General features: G+C 70.0%; 18 protein-coding genes. 10 read left to right on the top strand and 8 right to left on the bottom strand.

Annotation, left to right across the window (positions count from 1 at the left end; translation table 11 throughout):
- Positions 1–11 precede the first annotated feature (11 nt).
- Genes def through OHA18_RS39835 form a run of 4 tightly spaced genes read left to right on the top strand, consistent with a single transcriptional unit; the run spans position 12 to position 3,939 of the window.
- The gene (gene def / locus OHA18_RS39850) at positions 12–560 is read left to right on the top strand and encodes a peptide deformylase (RefSeq protein ID WP_329000589.1); all 549 of its coding nucleotides are present in this window, start codon (positions 12–14) and stop codon (positions 558–560) included.
- Positions 557–1,489, top strand: coding sequence for a methionyl-tRNA formyltransferase (fmt, locus tag OHA18_RS39845; protein ID WP_329000588.1), 933 nt, complete (start codon positions 557–559; stop codon positions 1,487–1,489). The genes def and fmt overlap by 4 nt, the downstream gene beginning before the upstream one ends.
- Positions 1,486–2,898, top strand: a complete 1,413-nt coding sequence (locus tag OHA18_RS39840) for an RsmB/NOP family class I SAM-dependent RNA methyltransferase (protein ID WP_329000587.1) — start codon at positions 1,486–1,488, stop codon at positions 2,896–2,898. Before fmt ends, OHA18_RS39840 begins: the two co-directional genes overlap by 4 nt.
- Positions 2,899–2,946: 48 nt before the next feature.
- Positions 2,947–3,939, top strand: coding sequence for a DMT family transporter (locus OHA18_RS39835; protein ID WP_329000586.1), 993 nt, complete (start codon positions 2,947–2,949; stop codon positions 3,937–3,939).
- A gap of 134 nt (positions 3,940–4,073) precedes the next feature.
- Here the strand turns inward: OHA18_RS39835 and OHA18_RS39830 are convergent, their stop codons facing one another.
- Positions 4,074–5,033 (bottom strand): DMT family transporter, encoded by a 960-nt coding sequence (locus OHA18_RS39830; RefSeq protein ID WP_329000585.1) that lies wholly within the window; start codon positions 5,031–5,033, stop codon positions 4,074–4,076.
- A gap of 121 nt (positions 5,034–5,154) precedes the next feature.
- On the opposite strand from OHA18_RS39830, the gene OHA18_RS39825 reads away from it, so the two are divergent.
- Genes OHA18_RS39825 through OHA18_RS39810 form a run of 4 tightly spaced genes read left to right on the top strand, consistent with a single transcriptional unit; the run spans position 5,155 to position 10,516 of the window.
- Positions 5,155–6,360, top strand: coding sequence for a cysteine desulfurase-like protein (locus OHA18_RS39825; protein WP_329000584.1), 1,206 nt, complete (start codon positions 5,155–5,157; stop codon positions 6,358–6,360).
- 36 nt (positions 6,361–6,396) lie between these two features.
- On the top strand, positions 6,397–7,983 hold the full coding sequence (locus OHA18_RS39820) for a hypothetical protein (protein WP_329000583.1): 1,587 nt from the start codon (positions 6,397–6,399) through the stop codon (positions 7,981–7,983).
- Positions 7,984–7,995: 12 nt separating this feature from the next.
- Positions 7,996–9,237, top strand: a complete 1,242-nt coding sequence (locus tag OHA18_RS39815; protein WP_329000582.1) for an ROK family transcriptional regulator — start codon at positions 7,996–7,998, stop codon at positions 9,235–9,237.
- Positions 9,238–9,244: 7 nt separating this feature from the next.
- Entirely contained in the window at positions 9,245–10,516 is a 1,272-nt protein-coding gene (locus tag OHA18_RS39810) for a glycoside hydrolase family 125 protein (RefSeq protein ID WP_329000581.1), read from the top strand.
- 4 nt (positions 10,517–10,520) lie between these two features.
- Here the strand turns inward: OHA18_RS39810 and OHA18_RS39805 are convergent, their stop codons facing one another.
- Both OHA18_RS39805 and OHA18_RS39800 read right to left on the bottom strand, forming a co-directional pair.
- Complete coding sequence (locus OHA18_RS39805; RefSeq protein WP_329000580.1) at positions 10,521–11,366, bottom strand: ABC transporter permease; 846 nt, start codon at positions 11,364–11,366, stop codon at positions 10,521–10,523.
- Complete coding sequence (locus tag OHA18_RS39800) at positions 11,356–12,252, bottom strand: ABC transporter ATP-binding protein (protein WP_329000579.1); 897 nt, start codon at positions 12,250–12,252, stop codon at positions 11,356–11,358. The genes OHA18_RS39805 and OHA18_RS39800 overlap by 11 nt, the downstream gene beginning before the upstream one ends.
- A 210-nt stretch (positions 12,253–12,462) precedes the next feature.
- Between OHA18_RS39800 and OHA18_RS39795 the strand changes: the two genes are divergently transcribed.
- The gene (locus OHA18_RS39795) at positions 12,463–12,774 is read left to right on the top strand and encodes a hypothetical protein (RefSeq protein WP_329000578.1); all 312 of its coding nucleotides are present in this window, start codon (positions 12,463–12,465) and stop codon (positions 12,772–12,774) included.
- Here OHA18_RS39795 and OHA18_RS39790 read toward each other — a convergent pair.
- The 4 genes from OHA18_RS39790 to OHA18_RS39775 are packed head-to-tail and all read right to left on the bottom strand — an operon-like array spanning position 12,771 to position 15,698.
- Entirely contained in the window at positions 12,771–13,196 is a 426-nt protein-coding gene (locus OHA18_RS39790; RefSeq protein ID WP_329000577.1) for a hypothetical protein, read from the bottom strand. The two genes, OHA18_RS39795 and OHA18_RS39790, sit on opposite strands and share 4 nt — an antisense overlap.
- Before the next feature lie 33 nt (positions 13,197–13,229).
- Complete coding sequence (locus tag OHA18_RS39785) at positions 13,230–13,895, bottom strand: response regulator transcription factor (protein WP_329000576.1); 666 nt, start codon at positions 13,893–13,895, stop codon at positions 13,230–13,232.
- 10 nt (positions 13,896–13,905) lie between these two features.
- Complete coding sequence (locus OHA18_RS39780) at positions 13,906–14,565, bottom strand: response regulator (RefSeq protein ID WP_130449523.1); 660 nt, start codon at positions 14,563–14,565, stop codon at positions 13,906–13,908.
- The gene (locus OHA18_RS39775; protein WP_329000575.1) at positions 14,562–15,698 is read right to left on the bottom strand and encodes a sensor histidine kinase; all 1,137 of its coding nucleotides are present in this window, start codon (positions 15,696–15,698) and stop codon (positions 14,562–14,564) included. The genes OHA18_RS39780 and OHA18_RS39775 overlap by 4 nt, the downstream gene beginning before the upstream one ends.
- 163 nt (positions 15,699–15,861) lie before the next feature.
- Between OHA18_RS39775 and OHA18_RS39770 the strand changes: the two genes are divergently transcribed.
- Positions 15,862–16,326 carry a DUF6069 family protein gene (locus OHA18_RS39770; protein WP_329000574.1) on the top strand — a complete coding sequence of 155 codons (465 nt, stop codon included), beginning with the start codon at positions 15,862–15,864 and terminating at the stop codon, positions 16,324–16,326.
- Here OHA18_RS39770 and OHA18_RS39765 read toward each other — a convergent pair.
- The gene (locus OHA18_RS39765; protein ID WP_329000573.1) at positions 16,252–17,010 is read right to left on the bottom strand and encodes a FadR/GntR family transcriptional regulator; all 759 of its coding nucleotides are present in this window, start codon (positions 17,008–17,010) and stop codon (positions 16,252–16,254) included. The genes OHA18_RS39770 and OHA18_RS39765 overlap by 75 nt on opposite strands.
- Positions 17,011–17,026 lie beyond the last annotated feature (16 nt).

The following is a 17,026-nucleotide window of genomic DNA, read 5'->3' as shown; positions in this document are numbered from 1 at the left end:
GTGGAGAGTCTGTGTCGGTCCAACCCATCCGCCTGTTCGGCGACCCCGTGCTGATCACGAAGGCCGAGCTGGTCGTCGACTTCGACGCCGAGCTGCGCCGCCTGGTCGCGGACCTGACCGACACCATGCAGGAGGCGCCCGGGTCCGGCCTGGCCGCGCCGCAGATCGGCGTCGGGCTGCGGGTGTTCACGTACCACGTCGAGGGCGAGCTCGGGCACCTGATCAACCCGGAGCTGTCGCTGTCGGCCGACGAGCAGTTCGGCCCCGAGGGCTGCCTGTCGATCCCCGGCCTGAGCTTCGACTGCCGCCGCGCCCAGTCGGTGATCGCCAAGGGCTTCAACATGTACGGCGACCCGGTGGTGATCGAGGGCTCGGACCTGCTCGCCCGCTGCATCCAGCACGAGACCGACCACCTGGACGGCGTCCTGTTCGTCGACCGCCTGGACCGGGAGACCCGCAAACAGGCGATGAAGGCGATCCGCGAGGCGGAGTGGTCCGGCCTGACCGGCCGTCCGCAGATCAAGGTCTCGCCCCACCCCACGAACGGATTCGGCCTGTGAGAATCGTCTTCGCCGGTACGCCGGAACCAGCTGTCACCGCACTCGAGGCGATCGTTGCCAGCCGCCACGAACTCGTCGGCGTCGTCACCCGGCCCGATGCACCGGCCGGCCGTGGGCGGAAGCTGGTCGCCTCACCGGTCGCGCAGTACGCCGAGGAGCTCGGCGGGATCGAGATCCTGAAGCCGGTCAAGCCGAGCGATCCGGAGTTCCTGGCCCGGATGCGGGAGATTGCGCCGGACTGTTGCCCGGTCGTCGCGTACGGCGGACTGCTGCCGCAGGCGGCGCTCGACATCCCGCAGCACGGCTGGGTGAACCTGCACTTCTCGGTGCTGCCCGCGTGGCGTGGGGCCGCGCCCGTGCAGCACTCGATCATCGCGGGCGACGACGTCACCGGCGCGAGCACGTTCCGGATCGTGAAGGCGCTCGACGCCGGCCCGGTGTTCGGCGTACTCACGGAGCCGATCGGGCCCTCGGACACCTCGGGCGATCTGTTGCACCGGCTGGCCGTGTCGGGTTCGAAGCTCCTGGTCGACACGTTGGACGGGATCGAAGCCGGTGTGCTGGAGGCGCGGGAGCAGCCGGCCGACGGCGTGACGCTCGCGCCGAAGATCACCGTCGAGGATGCCGAGCTGGATCTCAGCGCGCCGGCGCAGCGGATGGATCGGCTGGTGCGTGGGTGCAACCCGGCGCCGGGTGCGTGGACGACGTTCCGGGGCGAGCGGCTGAAGGTGCTCGCCGTACGGCTGACCGACGACGAGTTGAAGCCCGGCGAGCTGCAGGCGACGAAGTCGAGCGTGAAGGCCGGGACGGGGAGTCGCGCGGTCGAGTTGGTGACGGTGCAGCCGCAGGGCAAGAAGCCGATGGCCGCGGCCGACTGGGCCCGAGGCATCCGCCTCACCGATGAGGATCGGTTGGGACCGTCCCGGTGAGTGATCGGTCGCCGCGTAATCGCGCGCCGCAGGTCCGGCCGGATCGGGTTCGGCAGGTGGCGTTCCGGGTCATCCGGCAGGTGACGGGCGAGGGCGCCTACGCGAACCTCGCACTCAACAAGGCGCTCCGGGACGCCCGGCTGTCGGGTCGGGACGCCGCATTCTGCACCGAGCTCGTGCACGGGACGTTGCGTTGGCAGGGCACGTACGACGCGTTCCTGGCGCGGAGCGTCTCCCGCCCGCTCGCCGATCTCGACCCCGAGCTCCTCGACCTGCTCCGCCTCGGCACCCACCAACTACTCAACATGCGAGTCGACTCGTACGCCGCCGTGAACGAGATGGTCACCCTGACCCGCTCCGAACTCGGCCAGAAGCGCACCGGCCTCGTCAACGCCGTACTCCGCAAAATCAGCCAACGCACACTGGACCAGTGGATCTCCACGGTGGCGCCCACGCCGGACGAAGACCCGCTCGGATACCTGGCGGTCGCGGACGCGCATCCTCGCTGGGTCATCGAGGCTTTCGACCGGGCCCTCACCGATGGGCCTGGTGCTGCCCCGCCGGGTGCAGCCGTGGACGAGCTTGAGCACCTGCTCGCTGCTGACAACGAGCCTCCCCGGGTGACGCTTGTCGCCCGGCCCGGTGTCGCTGACCTGGACGAGTTGGTTGCCGCCGGAGCAACGCCGGCGCGGTGGTCGGCGTACGGCGCCGTGCTCGAGGGTGGAGGTGATCCGGGGCGGATCGATGCGGTGGCGACCGGGCGGGCCGGTGTGCAGGACGAAGGGTCGCAACTGGTTGCGATCGCGCTGGCTTCGGCGAAGGTCGACGGGGATGACGCCAACTGGCTCGACCTGTGCGCCGGGCCGGGCGGGAAGTCGGCGTTGCTTGCGGCGCTTGTGCAGGAGCGCGACGGGCAGCTGACCGCGGTCGAGCCGCTCAAGCACCGCGCCGAACTGGTCCGCGCCAACCTGCGCGCGATCCCCGGCAACCACAAGGTGCTCGTGGGAGACGGGACCAAGCCGACCTGGCCGGCCGGCTCGTTCGACCGTGTGCTCGCCGATGTGCCCTGCAGCGGACTCGGTGCGCTACGGCGCCGGCCGGAAGCCCGCTGGCGCCGTACGCCGGAAGACGTCGTCGAACTGCGCCCGCTCCAAGAGGCCTTGCTCGACTCCGCGATCACCTCGGTCCGTCCGGGCGGAGTGGTCGCGTACGTCACCTGCTCACCGCATCCCGACGAGACGCGGGCGGTGGTCGACGCCGTCCTCGATCGGCGCGACGACGCCTCCCTCGAGGACGCACGCCCGCTGTTCCCCGGCGTACCGGATCTGGGCGACGGCCCGGACGTCCAGCTGTGGCCGCATCTCCAAGGCACCGACGCGATGTACCTGGCGCTGATCCGCCGGTCATGATGCGGACCTGCTGTCAGGCGCTACAAGCCGGACGGTCATGATGGTGAGGTGACAACAACCGCCACCCGCCCCGCCGCCCCGACCCGGCAGCACCATGTCGTCGGTCTGGTCTCGGCGTTCGGGATCGGCATGCTGGTCGCCGTGCAGTCGCGGTTGAACGGCGAGCTCGGCGGCATCCTGGGCGACGGCATCCCGGCGGCGCTGATCTCGTTCGGTACCGGGCTGCTGATCCTGCTGGTCGCGACCGCCGTGGTCCCGCCGGTCCGGCGCGCACTCGGTCGGGTCTGGCGGACGATCAGGACGCCGATGCGCGGGTACGGCGGTCTGCGCTGGTGGCAGTGCCTCGGTGGGCTCGCCGGCGCGTTCCTGGTCGCGACGCAGTCGATCACCGTGTCCGTGATCGGCGTCGCGGTGTTCCTGGTGGCGGGCGTGGCCGGTCAGGCGATCAGCAGCCTGGTCGTCGACCGTCTCGGCTTCGGCCCGGCCGGCCCGCAGCCGCTCACCGCCATCCGTGTAATCGGTGCCGCGATCGCGCTGGTCGCGGTGGGGCTGGCGGTATCTGGGCAGGTGAGTCACCCCGACGGCCTGCTGCTCGCCGTCCTCCCCGCGCTCGGCGGCGTCGGCACCGCCGTGCAGCAGGCGATCAACGGTCGCGTCGCGCGGACCGCCTCGTCCGACGCGTACGGCGCGGTCGCGGCCGGCGTGGTCAACTTCCTGGTCGGTTTCACGGCCCTGCTGGTCGTCTTCCTCGTCGACCTCGCATTCCGCGGCGCGCCGCGCCACCTACCCAGCGAGCCCTGGCTGTACTTCGGTGGGGCGTGCGGCGTCATCTTCATCAGCGCGGCAGCCGCCGTGGTCCGCGTGGTCGGCGTCTTCGTGCTCGGCCTCGGCACGATCGCCGGTCAGCTCATCGCCAGCCTGTTCATCGACATCTTCGTCCCCGTCGCGGACAAGCCGGTGACGGCCCCGGTCGTCGCCGGCACGCTCCTCGCGCTGGCCGCGGTCGTCGTCGCAGCCGTCCCCAACCTCCGCCGCCACTAGCTCCGAGCCGCCGGCCCCGCGGAGGAACTCGGGGGTGGCGGATCCCCAGGCCATCACAATCGGCGCGCGGCCGGGGAGCCACGCGGTGGCGCGGCCGGGCGATGGGATTGTGATGGCCTGGCGATCCGCGAGAGTCAGTGGGCGGGCGCCTGAGCCGCGACGAGATCCTTGCGGCGCAGCGTCGCGACGAGGCCTTGGGAGACCGCGACGCCGAGCAGGACGATGAGGCCGCCGACGGGTTGGTACCAGGTGATGTGTTCGTGCAGGACGATCACGCCGACCAGGATCGAGAAGATCGGCATCAGGTACGTGACCATCGACGAGCGGCTCGCGCCGATCAGCCGGATGTTGCGCATGTTGAGCACGAAGGCCAGCCCGCTGCCCAGCGCACCCAGGGCGAGAACGCTCAGCACCACCTCGACCGACAACGACCACGGCGCGGGCGGGGCCTGCCGGGTGACGAGCGGTGCGACGACGGCGAGCTGGACGGTTGCGCACAGCAACAAGGTCGCCGACAGCGCCGTACCGGACAACGTCGTCCCGGCCAGGAACCGTTTCTGGTAAGGGATCGCGAGCCCGTAGAAGATCGCCGCGAGCATGCACAGCCCCTGCCCGACCAGGTCGGCGCCGCCCTCGATCCGCCAGGCGCCCAGTACGACGAGCATGCCGGCGAACCCGATCAGCAGCCCGGTCACCCGTTGCGCCGAGAACACCTCGGTCCGGAAGATCAGGACCGCGATCGGCAGCACGATCAGCGGGGTGATCCCGTTCCAGATGCCGGCCAGCAGGGACGGGATCCGCTCCTCGCCGTACCCGAACAGCGTCCACGGGATTGCGGAGCCGATCGCGCCGGCCACGAACGAGTGCGCCCAGATCCGCGGATCGCGCGGCAGCGCCTCACGCTTCAGCACCAGGATCGCGAGCAGTACGACGGACCCCGCGATCACCCGCCCGAGCGCCAGGTAGAGGGGCGGCAACTCCCGCACGCCGATCGAGATGAACAGGAAGCTGCAGCCCCAGATCGCGGCCAGGGCCAGCATCACCGGAAGCCAGGCCCGCACCGGGGCCTTGTCAGGAGTCGTTACGGTACTCACTCCTGACATCCTGCACTACGTCCCGGACATTCCGGAGATTTTTATCCGTATTCGGGCAGCTGGTCGCCAGTAATGGACAGCACATAGCGGCGACTGTCAGGGGCGAGAGAGGATGACGCTCATGAGTGCCTTCGATGTGGTCGCGGTCCGCAAGCAGTTCCCCGCGCTCGACGAGGGAGCCGCGCACTTCGACGGCCCCGGCGGCTCGCAGACTCCGCAAGCCGTCGCCGACGCGGTGGCGAGAACCATGACCTCGGCGCTGGCGAACCGCGGTCAGCTGACCGCCGCCGAGCGCCGCGCCGACGAGATCGTCGCCGGTGCGCGCGCAGCGATGACCGACCTGCTCGGCACGACCGCGCAGGGCATCGTCTTCGGTCGCAGCATGACCCAGCTGACCTACGACTTCTCCCGCACCCTCGCCAAGACCTGGTCCGAGGGTGACGAGGTGATCGTCACCCGCCTCGACCACGACGCGAACGTCCGCCCGTGGGTACAGGCCGCCGAGGCCGCCGGCGCCACGATCAAGTGGCTCGGCTTCGACCCCGAGACCTCCGAGCTGGACGACCTCGGCCCATTGCTCACCGACCGCACCCGCCTGGTCGCGGTCACCGGCGCCTCCAACCTGCTTGGCACCCGCCCTGACATGCACAAGCTGGCCGACCAGGTGCACGAGGCCGGTGCGCTGATCTACGTCGACGGAGTGCACCTCACCGCTCACGTGCCGATCGACGCGGAGTACGCCGACTTCTACGTCTGCTCGCCGTACAAGTTCTTCGGGCCGCACCTGGGCACGCTGACCGCCGCGCCGGAGCTGCTCGAGACGCTCGAGCCTGACAAGCTCATGCCGTCGTCGAACGGCGTACCGGAGCGCTTCGAGTTCGGCACGCTGCCGTACGAGCTGCTGGCCGGCACGACCGCGGCTGTCGACTTCTTGGCCGGCCTCGGCGGGGCCGGCTCCACTCGTCGGGAGCGACTCGTCAGCTCGCTCGAGCTGGTCGAGGAGTACGAGGACAACCTGCGCGATGATCTCGAGTCCCGTCTCGCTGCGATCCCTGGCATCACGCTCTACGGACACGCCGCCCACCGGACGCCGACCCTGCTCTTCAGTGTGGACGGTCATAGCCCGGCCGCCGTCGCCGAGCAGCTCGCGAAGGCCGGCGTGAACGCACCGGCCGGCTCGTTCTACGCGTACGAGGTCGCCCGTCACCTCGGCCTCGGCCCGGCCGGAGCCGTCCGGGCCGGCCTCGCGCCGTACACGGACCAGTCGGATGTCGACCGTCTCGTCGCCGCGGTAGCCGCCTTGACCGGCCCGAGAAGCACTAACTAAAGTCTGTGGGGAAAGTAAACCGCCCGAGGGAGCCAGGTGAGAGAACCGAGTGCTGTTTTCGTCCAGTCGGATCTCTCGGACGGGTTGACCGCCGCGGTCAGATCAGGCCCGACCTGGTCGGCCGCGGGCGCTGAGGTCACCTGGAACGACGGCGCCGTCGACGTCACCGCGACGACGATCTCCCGCGTCGCGCTCCGCTGGACCGAGCGGCTCCCGGCCAGCGCGCTGATCCTCGGTGACGCCTGGGAACGCTCGTACGGCGACCTGCAGTGGCGGCACGTGCAACCCGAGCGCCTGCTGCCGTGGTACTTCCTCGTCCACGACCCGCAGACCGGGACCACGACCGGCGCCGGCGTGGACGTCCAGCCGAACGCGTTCTGCGCCTGGACGGTCGACGGCGACGGTTTCACGCTCTGGCTCGACCTGCGCAACGGCGGCGGTCCGGCACACTTGAGGGGCCGGACGCTGGCCGCAGCGACCGTGCGACTATTCGAGACTGGTTACATTGAGGATGGCGGCACACCCTGGCAGACCCTGAACGCAGCGGTCGCCACCATGAGCACCCGACTACCGGCGCGACCTGAGCCCGCGCCGGTGGTCGGGGCCAACAACTGGTACTACGCGTACGGCGAGAACTTCGACGAGAAGGCCGTCCTCCAGGACGCGACCACGATCGTCGAGCTGGCGGACGGTCACCCGGTCAAGCCGTTCAGCGTCGTCGACGACGGCTGGTACCCGGGCGGCGTCTGCTCCGGCGGCCCCTGGGACCGCGGGACGCCGGGCGTCTTCGACGACATGGCGGGTACGGCGGCCGCGATCAAGGCGATCGGCGCGCGCCCGGGCCTGTGGTTCCGGCCGCTGCTGGTCCGGGAGCCCGGTCCGTGGGCGTCGACGGCGCCTCACGACAAGCCCGGTCGCGCGCTCGATCCGTCGTACCCCGAGGTCCTGGACGGTGTGCGCGCGGATCTGCAGCGGTTCAAGAGCTGGGGTTTCGAGCTGGTCAAGCACGACTTCGGTACGTACGACGTATTCGGTGCGTTCGGCCCGGCGATGGGTTCGCGGCTGACCCGCGGCGGCTGGCAACTCCACGACACGTCGCGTACGACGGCCGAGATCATCCTCGCGTTCTACCGGGAGATCCGGGCCGCCGCGGAGGGCGTCGTACTGATCGGCTGCAACACTGTCGGCCATCTCGCCGCCGGATTGGTCGACGTCCAGCGCACCGGTGACGACACATCCGGGCGGGACTGGGAGCGGACCCGGAAGATGGGTGTGAACACGCTCGCGTTCCGGCTGCCGCAGCACAACCGGTTCTTCGCGGTCGACGCGGACTGCGTTCCGTGTACGCCGCAGACGCCGTGGGAGCTCAATGCGCGCTTCCTCGACCTGGTCGCCCGATCCGGTACGGCGCTGTTCCTGTCGATCGATCCAGCAGCCCGGACCGAGCGGTCGGACCAAGCGTTGCGCGACGGTATACATTTGGCGCTCAGTGGTGGTGCGGCATCCGGGGTCGAGCCGACCGACTGGCTCACGAACTCGACGCCCAACGCCTGGCGGGCGGGTGAAGAGTCCCTCCACTACGACTGGTCTCGTCCGTGGGGTGCGGACCCGACCGCCAACTGACCTGGGGGCTTGGTGACAGTACGGCGGGGCACGAATCTCGATCGGGTCGGCGGCTTCAACGATGCCGTCGTCCTCGACGCGATCCGCCGCAGCGAACAACTCAGCCGGGTCGAGCTCGCCGAAGCCACCGGACTGTCCGGCCAGGCCATCTCCAACATTGCCCGCCGTCTCCTCGACGCCGGCCTCGTCCGCGAGGCGGGCCGGCTGCGCGGCGCCGGCCTCGGCAAGCCGCGGATGTTGCTCGAGCTCGAGCCCACCGGCCAGTACGCCGTCGGCGTGCATCTCGACCCGTCCGTCGTCACCGTCGTACTGCTCGATCTCACCGGCGAAGTGATCGCGCGGCGGCCCGTCGACCAGTACGCCGACGATCCCGGCGTACTCATCGACGGCATCGCGAAGACGATCGAGGAAGTGATCGCCGCGTCCGGTGCACCGCGCGATCGCGTCACCGGCGTCGGTATCGCCGCGCCCGGGCCGATCGACGCCGAGCGTGGCGTGGTCGTCGACCCGCCGAACCTCTCCGCCTGGCATCTGGTCCCGCTGCGCGACGAACTGCGCGAGCGGACCGGTGTGCCGGTCGTCCTGGACAAGGACGTCACGGCCGCCGCATCCGCCGAGAGATGGGCCGGCCAGGGCGGCAGCTTCCTGTTCTTCTACCTCGGCACGGGCGTCGGCGCCGGGCTGGTGATCGGTGACGAGATCGTCCGCGGCTCGTCCAGCAACGTCGGCGAGATCGGGCACGTGATCGTCGACCCCGGCGGCCCGGTCTGCTACTGCGGGCGGCGCGGATGCGTCGGCGAGACCAGCCAGCCGCGATACCTGGTGCAGCAGGCGGTCCAGGCCGGAGTACTTGCCCAAGGCATCGATATCGAGGATCGGCCCGCCGTCGATGCGGCGTTCGCCCGGCTGTGTGCGCTGGCCACGGCCGGGCCGGGGGTCGCTCGGGAGATCATCGTCGCGCTGGCTTCGCGGATCGCCAAGGTGGTGGAGGACATCGCCAACCTGCTGGATCTCGAGCGTGTGGTCTTCGGCGGGCCGCACTGGGAGCACCTCGCCCCCGTCCTCGGCGACGCGGTCCGCGCTGCGCTCGATGGCCGCTTCCTGGTCCGCGCCGTGCACCCGTTCGAGGTCGCCGGTACGGCGCTCGGCGCGGACGTCGGCGCGATCGGCGCGGCCAGCCTCGTCCTCGACCAGACCTTCTCGCCGAACCCGTCCTTGTTGTTGCAGAGCAGTGCAGTTGTCGCTGAAAGGTGATTTGTTGATGATCGACCCCGAGGTCCTCGCCCGAGCCGTTGCGGCTGTTCAGCAGTCCACCGGCGACGAGGTGATCGCGGAGATGTTCCGGCGTTCGATGGCCGGGAACCTGCCCGCGGTCGCCGAGCGGCTGCCGGACGGGACGACGTTCGTGCTCACCGGTGACATCCCGGCGATGTGGCTGCGCGACTCCGCCGCACAACTGCGCCCGTACCTGCTGCTGTGCAAGGACGATCCCGGCCTGCAGGAGACACTGATCGGGGTGCTGCACCGGCAGCTCGAGTACGTCGTCCTGGACCCGTACGCGAATGCCTTCAACCAGGAGGCGAACGGCGCCGGGCACACCACCGACGAGACCGACATGTCGCCGTGGGTGTGGGAACGCAAGTACGAGATCGACTCGCTGTGCTTCCCGCTCGAGCTGGCGTACCGGCTGTGGCGGATCACCGGTCGCGCGGACGTGATCGACGAGCGGTACCGCGCCGCCGCCGAGGCGATCGTCGAGCTGTGGACCGTGGAGCAGGACCACGAGGCGAGGTCGCCGTACCGTTTCCAGCGCCACCACGACCGGCCGTCGGACACTCTCGTCCGCGAAGGACGCGGGCGACTGACCCGGCCGACCGGGATGTCCTGGAGCGCGTTCCGCCCGAGCGACGACGCGACCGAACTGGGCTTCAACGTGCCCGGCAACATGTTCGCGTCGGTGGTGCTCGGGTACCTGCAGGAGATCGCGACCGAGGTACTGCGGGACGAGCCATTGGCGGATCGCGCGAAGGCGTTGAAGGCCGAGATCGACGAGGGCATCGCGCAGTACGCCGTTGTCGATCATCCTGTGCACGGGCACGTGTATGCGTACGAGGTCGACGGGCTGGGGGAGGTGTTGGTGATGGACGACGCCAACATGCCGAGTCTGTTGTCGATCCCGCTCACCGGGTACGCCGCCGCGGACGACCCGACGTACCTCGCGACGCGACAGCTGCTGCTCAGCCCGGAGAACCCGTACTACTACAGCGGTACGCACGCGGCGGGGATCGGCAGCCCGCACACGCCACCTCGCTACATCTGGCACATCGCCCTTGCGGTGCAGGGGATCTCGAGCACGTCCGCCGAGGAACGCCAGCGCCTGCTGGAACTCCTCCGCGACACCACGGGCGGCACCGGCCAGATGCACGAAGGCTTCGACGTCGACGACCCCACGCAGTACACCCGCGAATGGTTCTCCTGGGCCAACGCCATGTTCTGCGAACTAGCCCTGGTCCACGCCGGCATCAGGAGCTAGTCGGTCAGGTGATGTCTCGGCGGTTGGTGGTCCAGAGGCATAGGAGGGCGAAGGCTGCGCAGTAGGCGAACAGGGTCAGGAGGGCTCGGCCGCCGTCTACTGCGTCGCGTACTCCGGGTGGCGCGTCGGAGGTGGCCATGCCGGTGACGGCGAAGACCAGGGAGCCGGCGTTGGTGCCGGGGAGGATGTTGGCCAGCCATTTGAGGCTTGGGAGCAGGCTGCTGACGACGCCGGCCAGTAGCGTCTCGATGCCGAGGATCCAGACGACGCCCAGCCCGATCGGGAGGGCGACGTTGCGGAAGGCAACGGCCAGGACGGCGCCGGCCAGGCACCACATCATCAGGACCAGCCAGCCGCCGGCCAGACCTTGCAGGAGGTCGCCGATGCTCGGCCAGGCGGTCGAACCGTCTTCGGCCGCGGCGATGCCGACGCTGCACAGAGCGCAGGCCGTGAAGATCCCGAGCACCCACAGAGCGATCATCGTGCCGAGCGCGAGGAACTGTGCGCCGAGGATCGTGCCGCGCCGCGGGCGCTGGGTGAGGATGGTCTTCAGCGTTCCCCAGGTGTACTCGCCGCCGATCACGATCGCGCCCAGGACCAGTGCGAGCGCGCCGGCGAAGATCGGGTAGCCGCCGATCGTGTTGTCGATGACCCGTTCCGGGAGCATGCCGCGGAGGATCTCGGCGCGCGGTACGCCGTCGGTCTGTGGATTGTCGTCGCCGGTCGCGTAGCCGAGGTACGGCAGCAGGTACCCGAAGATCAGGCTCAGCACCAGCCCGGCGCCGAACAGCACCCAGACCGCGGATCGTTTCCGGAGCTTGAGCAGCTCCGCCCGGTAGCTACCCAACATCGGCCTTCTCCTCCGTGGTGAGCTCGAAGAAGATGTCTTCGAGCGCTCGTTCGGTCATGTGCAGTTCGGACACGGCGATCCCGGCGCCGACCAGCACGCTGTTGACCTCCGCGGCCCGGGCCGGATCGACGGCCACCCGCAGCGTGTCGTCGTACTGGTGCACGCTGCCGAAGCGGGCCAGGATCGCCTGCGCCTGGTCTTTCGGGTCGGCGCGGACGACGAGTTCCTGTTCGCCGCGCAGTTCGTCGACGTTGTGCTCGGCAACCATCCGGCCGGAGTTGATGATCCCGACCCGGTCGCAGATCTGCTGCACCTCGCCGAGCAGGTGGCTGGACAGCACGACGGTCCGGCCGCCGGTGCCGAGCTCGCGGATCAGCCGGCGCATGTCGCGCATGCCGGCCGGGTCGAGCCCGTTGGTCGGCTCGTCCAGGATCACCAGCTCCGGGTCCTTCAGCAGCGCGGCCGCGACTCCGAGCCGCTGCTTCATCCCCAGGGAGTACGTCGAGAACCGGTCCTTGGCGCGATCGGCCAGGTCGACGAGCTCAAGTACTTCGTCGATCCGCTGCCGCGACACCCCGGCGTACTCGGCGAGCAGCCGCAGATTGTCCAATCCCGACAGGTACGGGTAGAACGCGGGCGACTCGATCATCGAGCCGGTCCGCCCCAGTACGTCGGCCTGGCCTGGCTTCCCGCCGAGTACGCGCACGCTTCCACTCGTCGGCGCGATCAGCCCGGTGAGGATCCGGAGCGTGGTCGTCTTACCTGCGCCGTTCGGCCCGAGGAACCCGTAGACCTCGCCCGGCAGCACCGTCAGATCGACACCATCAACCGCAAGGGTGTCGCCGTACCTCTTCGTCAGCCCGCTGACCTCAACTAGCGCATCCATACCTCAGAGCGTGCCGTCCGCAGGCCCTTCACCGCGTCGGGCCAGGGGAGGCACCCGCCGTACCGCATCCGGAGTACCCGGCACCGTCCGCGGAGTACTCGGCCAGCCGACCGTCACCCGCGAAACCTACCGGCGGCGCCGAGATGTTCTGACCCGCGACGGGTGTTTGATGGATCGGAGACCGATGGAGTTGTCGCGGCGGAGGTGATCATGGGCAAGCCCCGCAAGACACATGCTCGCCGGTTCGCGCTCTTGGCGTTGTTGTTCGCGGTGGTGACGTTCTTCGCGTCGGCGGGGTTCAACTCGGGGTATACGCCGAGCTGCAACCACCAGCGGATGAACCCCGGTGACAGCTGTATCGGCACCGGCGGCGGCGACTACGGGTCCATGGTCGACGCCCACTATCGGGACTTCCACATCGTGTTCTGGGCCGCGTTGGCGGTGATGCTCTTCTTCACCTTCCACTCGATCCGGGAGTTCGTCGGCGGCCTCCGAGCACGGCGCCGTGCCCGTCGGGGCTAGGTGCTGGGGTTGGTCGGCAGGCGGTCACGGTTGCCCGCCGCAAGCGCTGCCGCTACTCGATCCACACCACCTCGCACCAGGTCGCCGTACCCGTCGGCGCCGAGCAGCCCTAGATGCTTCCGCGCCAGCGCGAGGTGTTCGCCGGCCCGGGTCGTGTCACCGAGCCGGCGGTAGTCGTCGGCGAGGTTGAGGTGGAGCGACGGCAGCCAGGCCTCGTCCTGTACGTCGTCCAGGGCGCGGACGTCCCAGACCAGCTCGTCCGCCGTTTCGTCCTGCACGTCTGCGAGGTAATGCGCGATCGCGCAGCGGGTCTGTCGATCGTCGGTCGCGTCCCACAACCGGCCCAGCTGTTCACGGGCCGCCTCGCGGTCACCGGCGTGTCCGAGCCCGACGGCCGCGGTGATCTGCTCCAGGTGTTCCATGTCTGCAGCCTCGGGCTTCGAGTGGGTGGAAGGTCAACCCAGCCAACCGGGACGGACCAACCCGGTTTGGTAGGCGACGACCACCAGCTGGGCGCGGTCGCGGACGCCGAGTTTGATCATCGCCCGGCTGACGTGGGTCTTGGCGGTGGCCGGGCTGAGCACGAGACGGGCCGCGATCTCGTCGTTCGAGAGGCCTTCGCCGACGAGCGCGACGATCTCCTTCTCGCGTTCCGTGAGTACGTCGAGTTCCTTGCTCGCACGCGGTTGCCGGCTGCGCGACGCGAACTCGGCCACCAGCCGCCGCGTGACACCGGGGGAGAGGAGCGCGTCACCGCGGGCGACCACCCGGACCGCCTGCAGCAGCTCGACCGGCTCGGTGTCCTTGACCAGGAACCCGCTCGCCCCGACCCGCAGCGCCTCGAAAACGTACTCGTCCAGGTCGAACGTCGTCAGGATCACCACATGTACGTCGGCCAGCTCGGGATCCGCGCCGATCTGCCGCGTCGCCTCGAGACCGTCGGTGCCGGGCATCCGGATGTCCATCAGCACCACGTCGGGCTTCTCGGCCCGCGCGACCGCGACCGCCTCCGCGCCGTCCGACACCTCGCCGACCACCGTGATGTCGTCCTCGGCGTTCAGCAACGACCGGAACCCGGCCCGCACCAACGCCTGATCATCCGCCAGCAGCACCCTGATCATGCGCTGGAGCCTATGCGAGCCCGGCGTCATGGGCGAGGAGGGCGATCTGGGTGCGGTTGCCCAGCTCCAGCTTGGTGAGGATGTGCGAGATGTGGGCCTTGACCGTTGCGAGGCTCATGAAGAGTTCGGTGCCGATCTGTGCGTTCGCCTTGCCTTGCGCGACCGCCAGCATCACGTCGTACTCCCGGGGCGACAGTCGCTGGAGCTTGTCCTGCGCGATGGTATGAGCGTCGGCCTGCGTGGCGGCGCGGTCCATCAGGCGGCGGGTGATCGCCGGCGACAGGATCGGATCGCCGGCCGCGACCCGCCGTACGGCCTCGACGATCTGGGCCGGCGGAGTGTCCTTGAGCAGGAACCCGCTCGCCCCGGCGCGGAGCGCGTGCAGCACGTTCTCGTCGGTGTCGAACGTGGTGAGGACGACGACCTCGGGCGGATTCGTCCGCGCCCGCAGCCGCCGGGTCGCGACGATCCCGTCCACCCGGGGCATCCGCAGGTCCATCAGCACGATGTCGGGGAAGTGTGCGTCCACGGCCGCCGGTACTTCGTCACCGTCGGCGGCCTGACCGACCACCGAGATCCCGTTCGTGCCGTCGAGCATCATCTCCAGGCTGGCCCGGACCAACGCGTCGTCGTCGACCACCAGCACACGAATCGTCGGCTGCTCGCTCATACAGGCCACGGTAGCGAGGCCTCGAGCCGGAAGCCGCCACCGGGCACCTGCCCGTGGTCGAGCGTCCCGCCCGCCAGCTGCACGCGCTCGGTCAGCCCCACCAGTCCGGTCCCGCTTCCGGGCGTCAGCGACGTACCGTTCGACGCGGGGTTGGTCAGCTCGATCCGCAGTCCGTCGCCAGGCTGCCCGTCCACCTTCACCGTCACGGGACGCCCGGCGGCGTGCTTCCGCGCGTTCGTCAGCCCTTCCTGGACCACCCGGTACGCCGTCCGCCCAGTTGCCGGGGGCAACGACGCCGGATCCAGGACGCGGTCGTCATAGGCGACCGCCGTACCCGCCTCGCGGGATTCGTCGACCAGCGCCCGCAGATCACCGAACGTCGGCTGCGGCCGCCCGCCCGGCAAGTCGTCGATCTCGGTGTCGCGCAGCACACTGATCACCTCACGCAGCTCGTCGAGCGCCTGATGTACGCCGGTACGGATCACGCCGGCCGCCTTCGCGAGCTTCTCCGGCGACGAATCCGGCCGGTACTCGAGCGCACCGGCGTACGTCGCCAGCAAGGACAGACGATGAGCGAGTACGTCGTGCATCTCGCGGGCCATCTGGGTCCGTTCGAGGGTGCGTGCCTCCGCGACCCGGCGACCCTGCTCGGCCTCGGCCCGGGTCGCGCGCTCACGAAGCGACGCCAGCAACTGTTGACGGGCCTGCGTGCCCTGACCCCAACCGAGGAGGGCGGCATGCACCGCGACATCCAGTACGGCGAACCACAGGTAAGGCAGCCCGTGGATCGGTTGCCACAGGCCCTGGATCAGATGGCCGACCGTACCGGCGAGCGCGACCAGGGCGGCCGTGCGGAACGGGCGGCGGAGCGCCACGGTGAGCGTGCCGACGGTGGATGGCGGCGTACCGGCGGGGGAGAGAGCCGCTAGTGCGGCCAATGCGATCGCGCCCGGCGCCGGGCGGCGGAACATGATCGGGAGCAGCGCGACCGAGATGACGCCGACCACCACGTCGAGCACAAGGAACTTCCGGTGCGACGGATCGGACAGCCGCCCGACGACGGTCATTCCGGTCAGTACCGCGATCAATCCCATCGACACGGCGGTCATCCACCAGGGCGCCTTCCGCGCCATGCACGACTCCATGCCGCCGAGACTAGGTGGCCGCCCCCATCTCCACCACCGACCAAAGTCGAGGTCGCGCCGACTTCGGACCACCCCCGGGCAGCTTCCCGGCCGATGCCGCGAGTACCTGCGCTCCAGCAGTCTGAGGCCACCAGCCACTGAAGGAGCCACAATGCCCGATTCGATCACCCCGATGCCCGCCGCAACCGACGCCCCGGCATCAACTCGACGGACCGTCCCCGGTCGCAGCCGTCTCGCCGTCGTCGGCGTTGCCGCCGCCGCTGCGCTGGCCGGCTGGGCGATCCTCGGCCCGCTCGCCGGCCTCACCCTCGAAGCCCGGCAGGGTGGGGTCCAGCACATCGGTGCGATCTCCGTCGTCGTCGCGACCATCGTCGTCGCCTTCGCCGCCTGGGGCCTGCTCGCGATCCTCGAACGCCGTACCCAGCGCCGCGCCGGCTGGGCGCGCGACACCTGGACCGTCATCGCAACCATCGTCTGCGTCCTGTCGCTCGGCAGCCCGTTGACGAACGGAATCGGCCTCGGCGCCAAACTCGGTCTGGCGTCACTCCACCTGATCGTCGGCGCGACGGTCGTCATCGGCCTCCGCCGTACCGCCGTCGCCGCCGAACGGTGCTAGCTGAGCCGCTTGGTAGAACCCCCGGATGTGCGCGGTCACGAGGTCGGCCGCGCGCTCCGCTTCGCCGCCGCGCACCGCGGCCAGGATCCCCCGGTGCTCGGCGCGCAACCCCATCGCCGTCGCCTCCCAGTCGAGCAGATTGGGGACGGCGGCCAGCACGTAGCCGTGGATCGCCGACCGCAACGACGCCATCACGGCAGCGATCAACACGTTCCCCGCCAGGCCGGACAGCGCGACGTGGAACTCCGCGTCGAGCAGGTGGAACTCCTCCGGCGACAGCCCGGCGTCGTCCATCCGGTCCAGCAACTCCTCCGCGACCTTCAGCTCGTCCGCCCCGAGATCCCGCTCGGCCGCCTCGCGCGCCGCCCACGACTCCAGCAGCAGGCGCGTCTGTACGACGTCCGCCATCGGCAGGTGATTGGTTGCCAGATGCAACCGCAGTACGGCGGTCAGCGGCGACACCGGCTCCGCCACGATCACGGCCCCCGCCTCCGGCCCGGACCCGGTGGCGGTCCGCACCACCCCCATCGCCTCGAGCACCCGGACCGCCTCGCGCACCGACGGCCGGCTGATCCCCAGCTGCTCGGCCAGCACCCGCTCGCCGGGCAACCGGCCCCCGATCCGCAGCCGCCCGGCCGCCAGGTCGGCCTCGACCTGATGCAGGACCAGCTCGTAGTTCTTCATGTGGACGACCCTACCT

The organism is Kribbella sp. NBC_00709 (assembly GCF_036226565.1).
In the GTDB taxonomy this organism is placed as follows: Bacteria; Actinomycetota; Actinomycetes; order Propionibacteriales; family Kribbellaceae; genus Kribbella.
The sequence above is the reverse complement of the archived record's forward strand: the minus strand, read 5'-3'. Positions and strand labels throughout refer to the sequence as shown.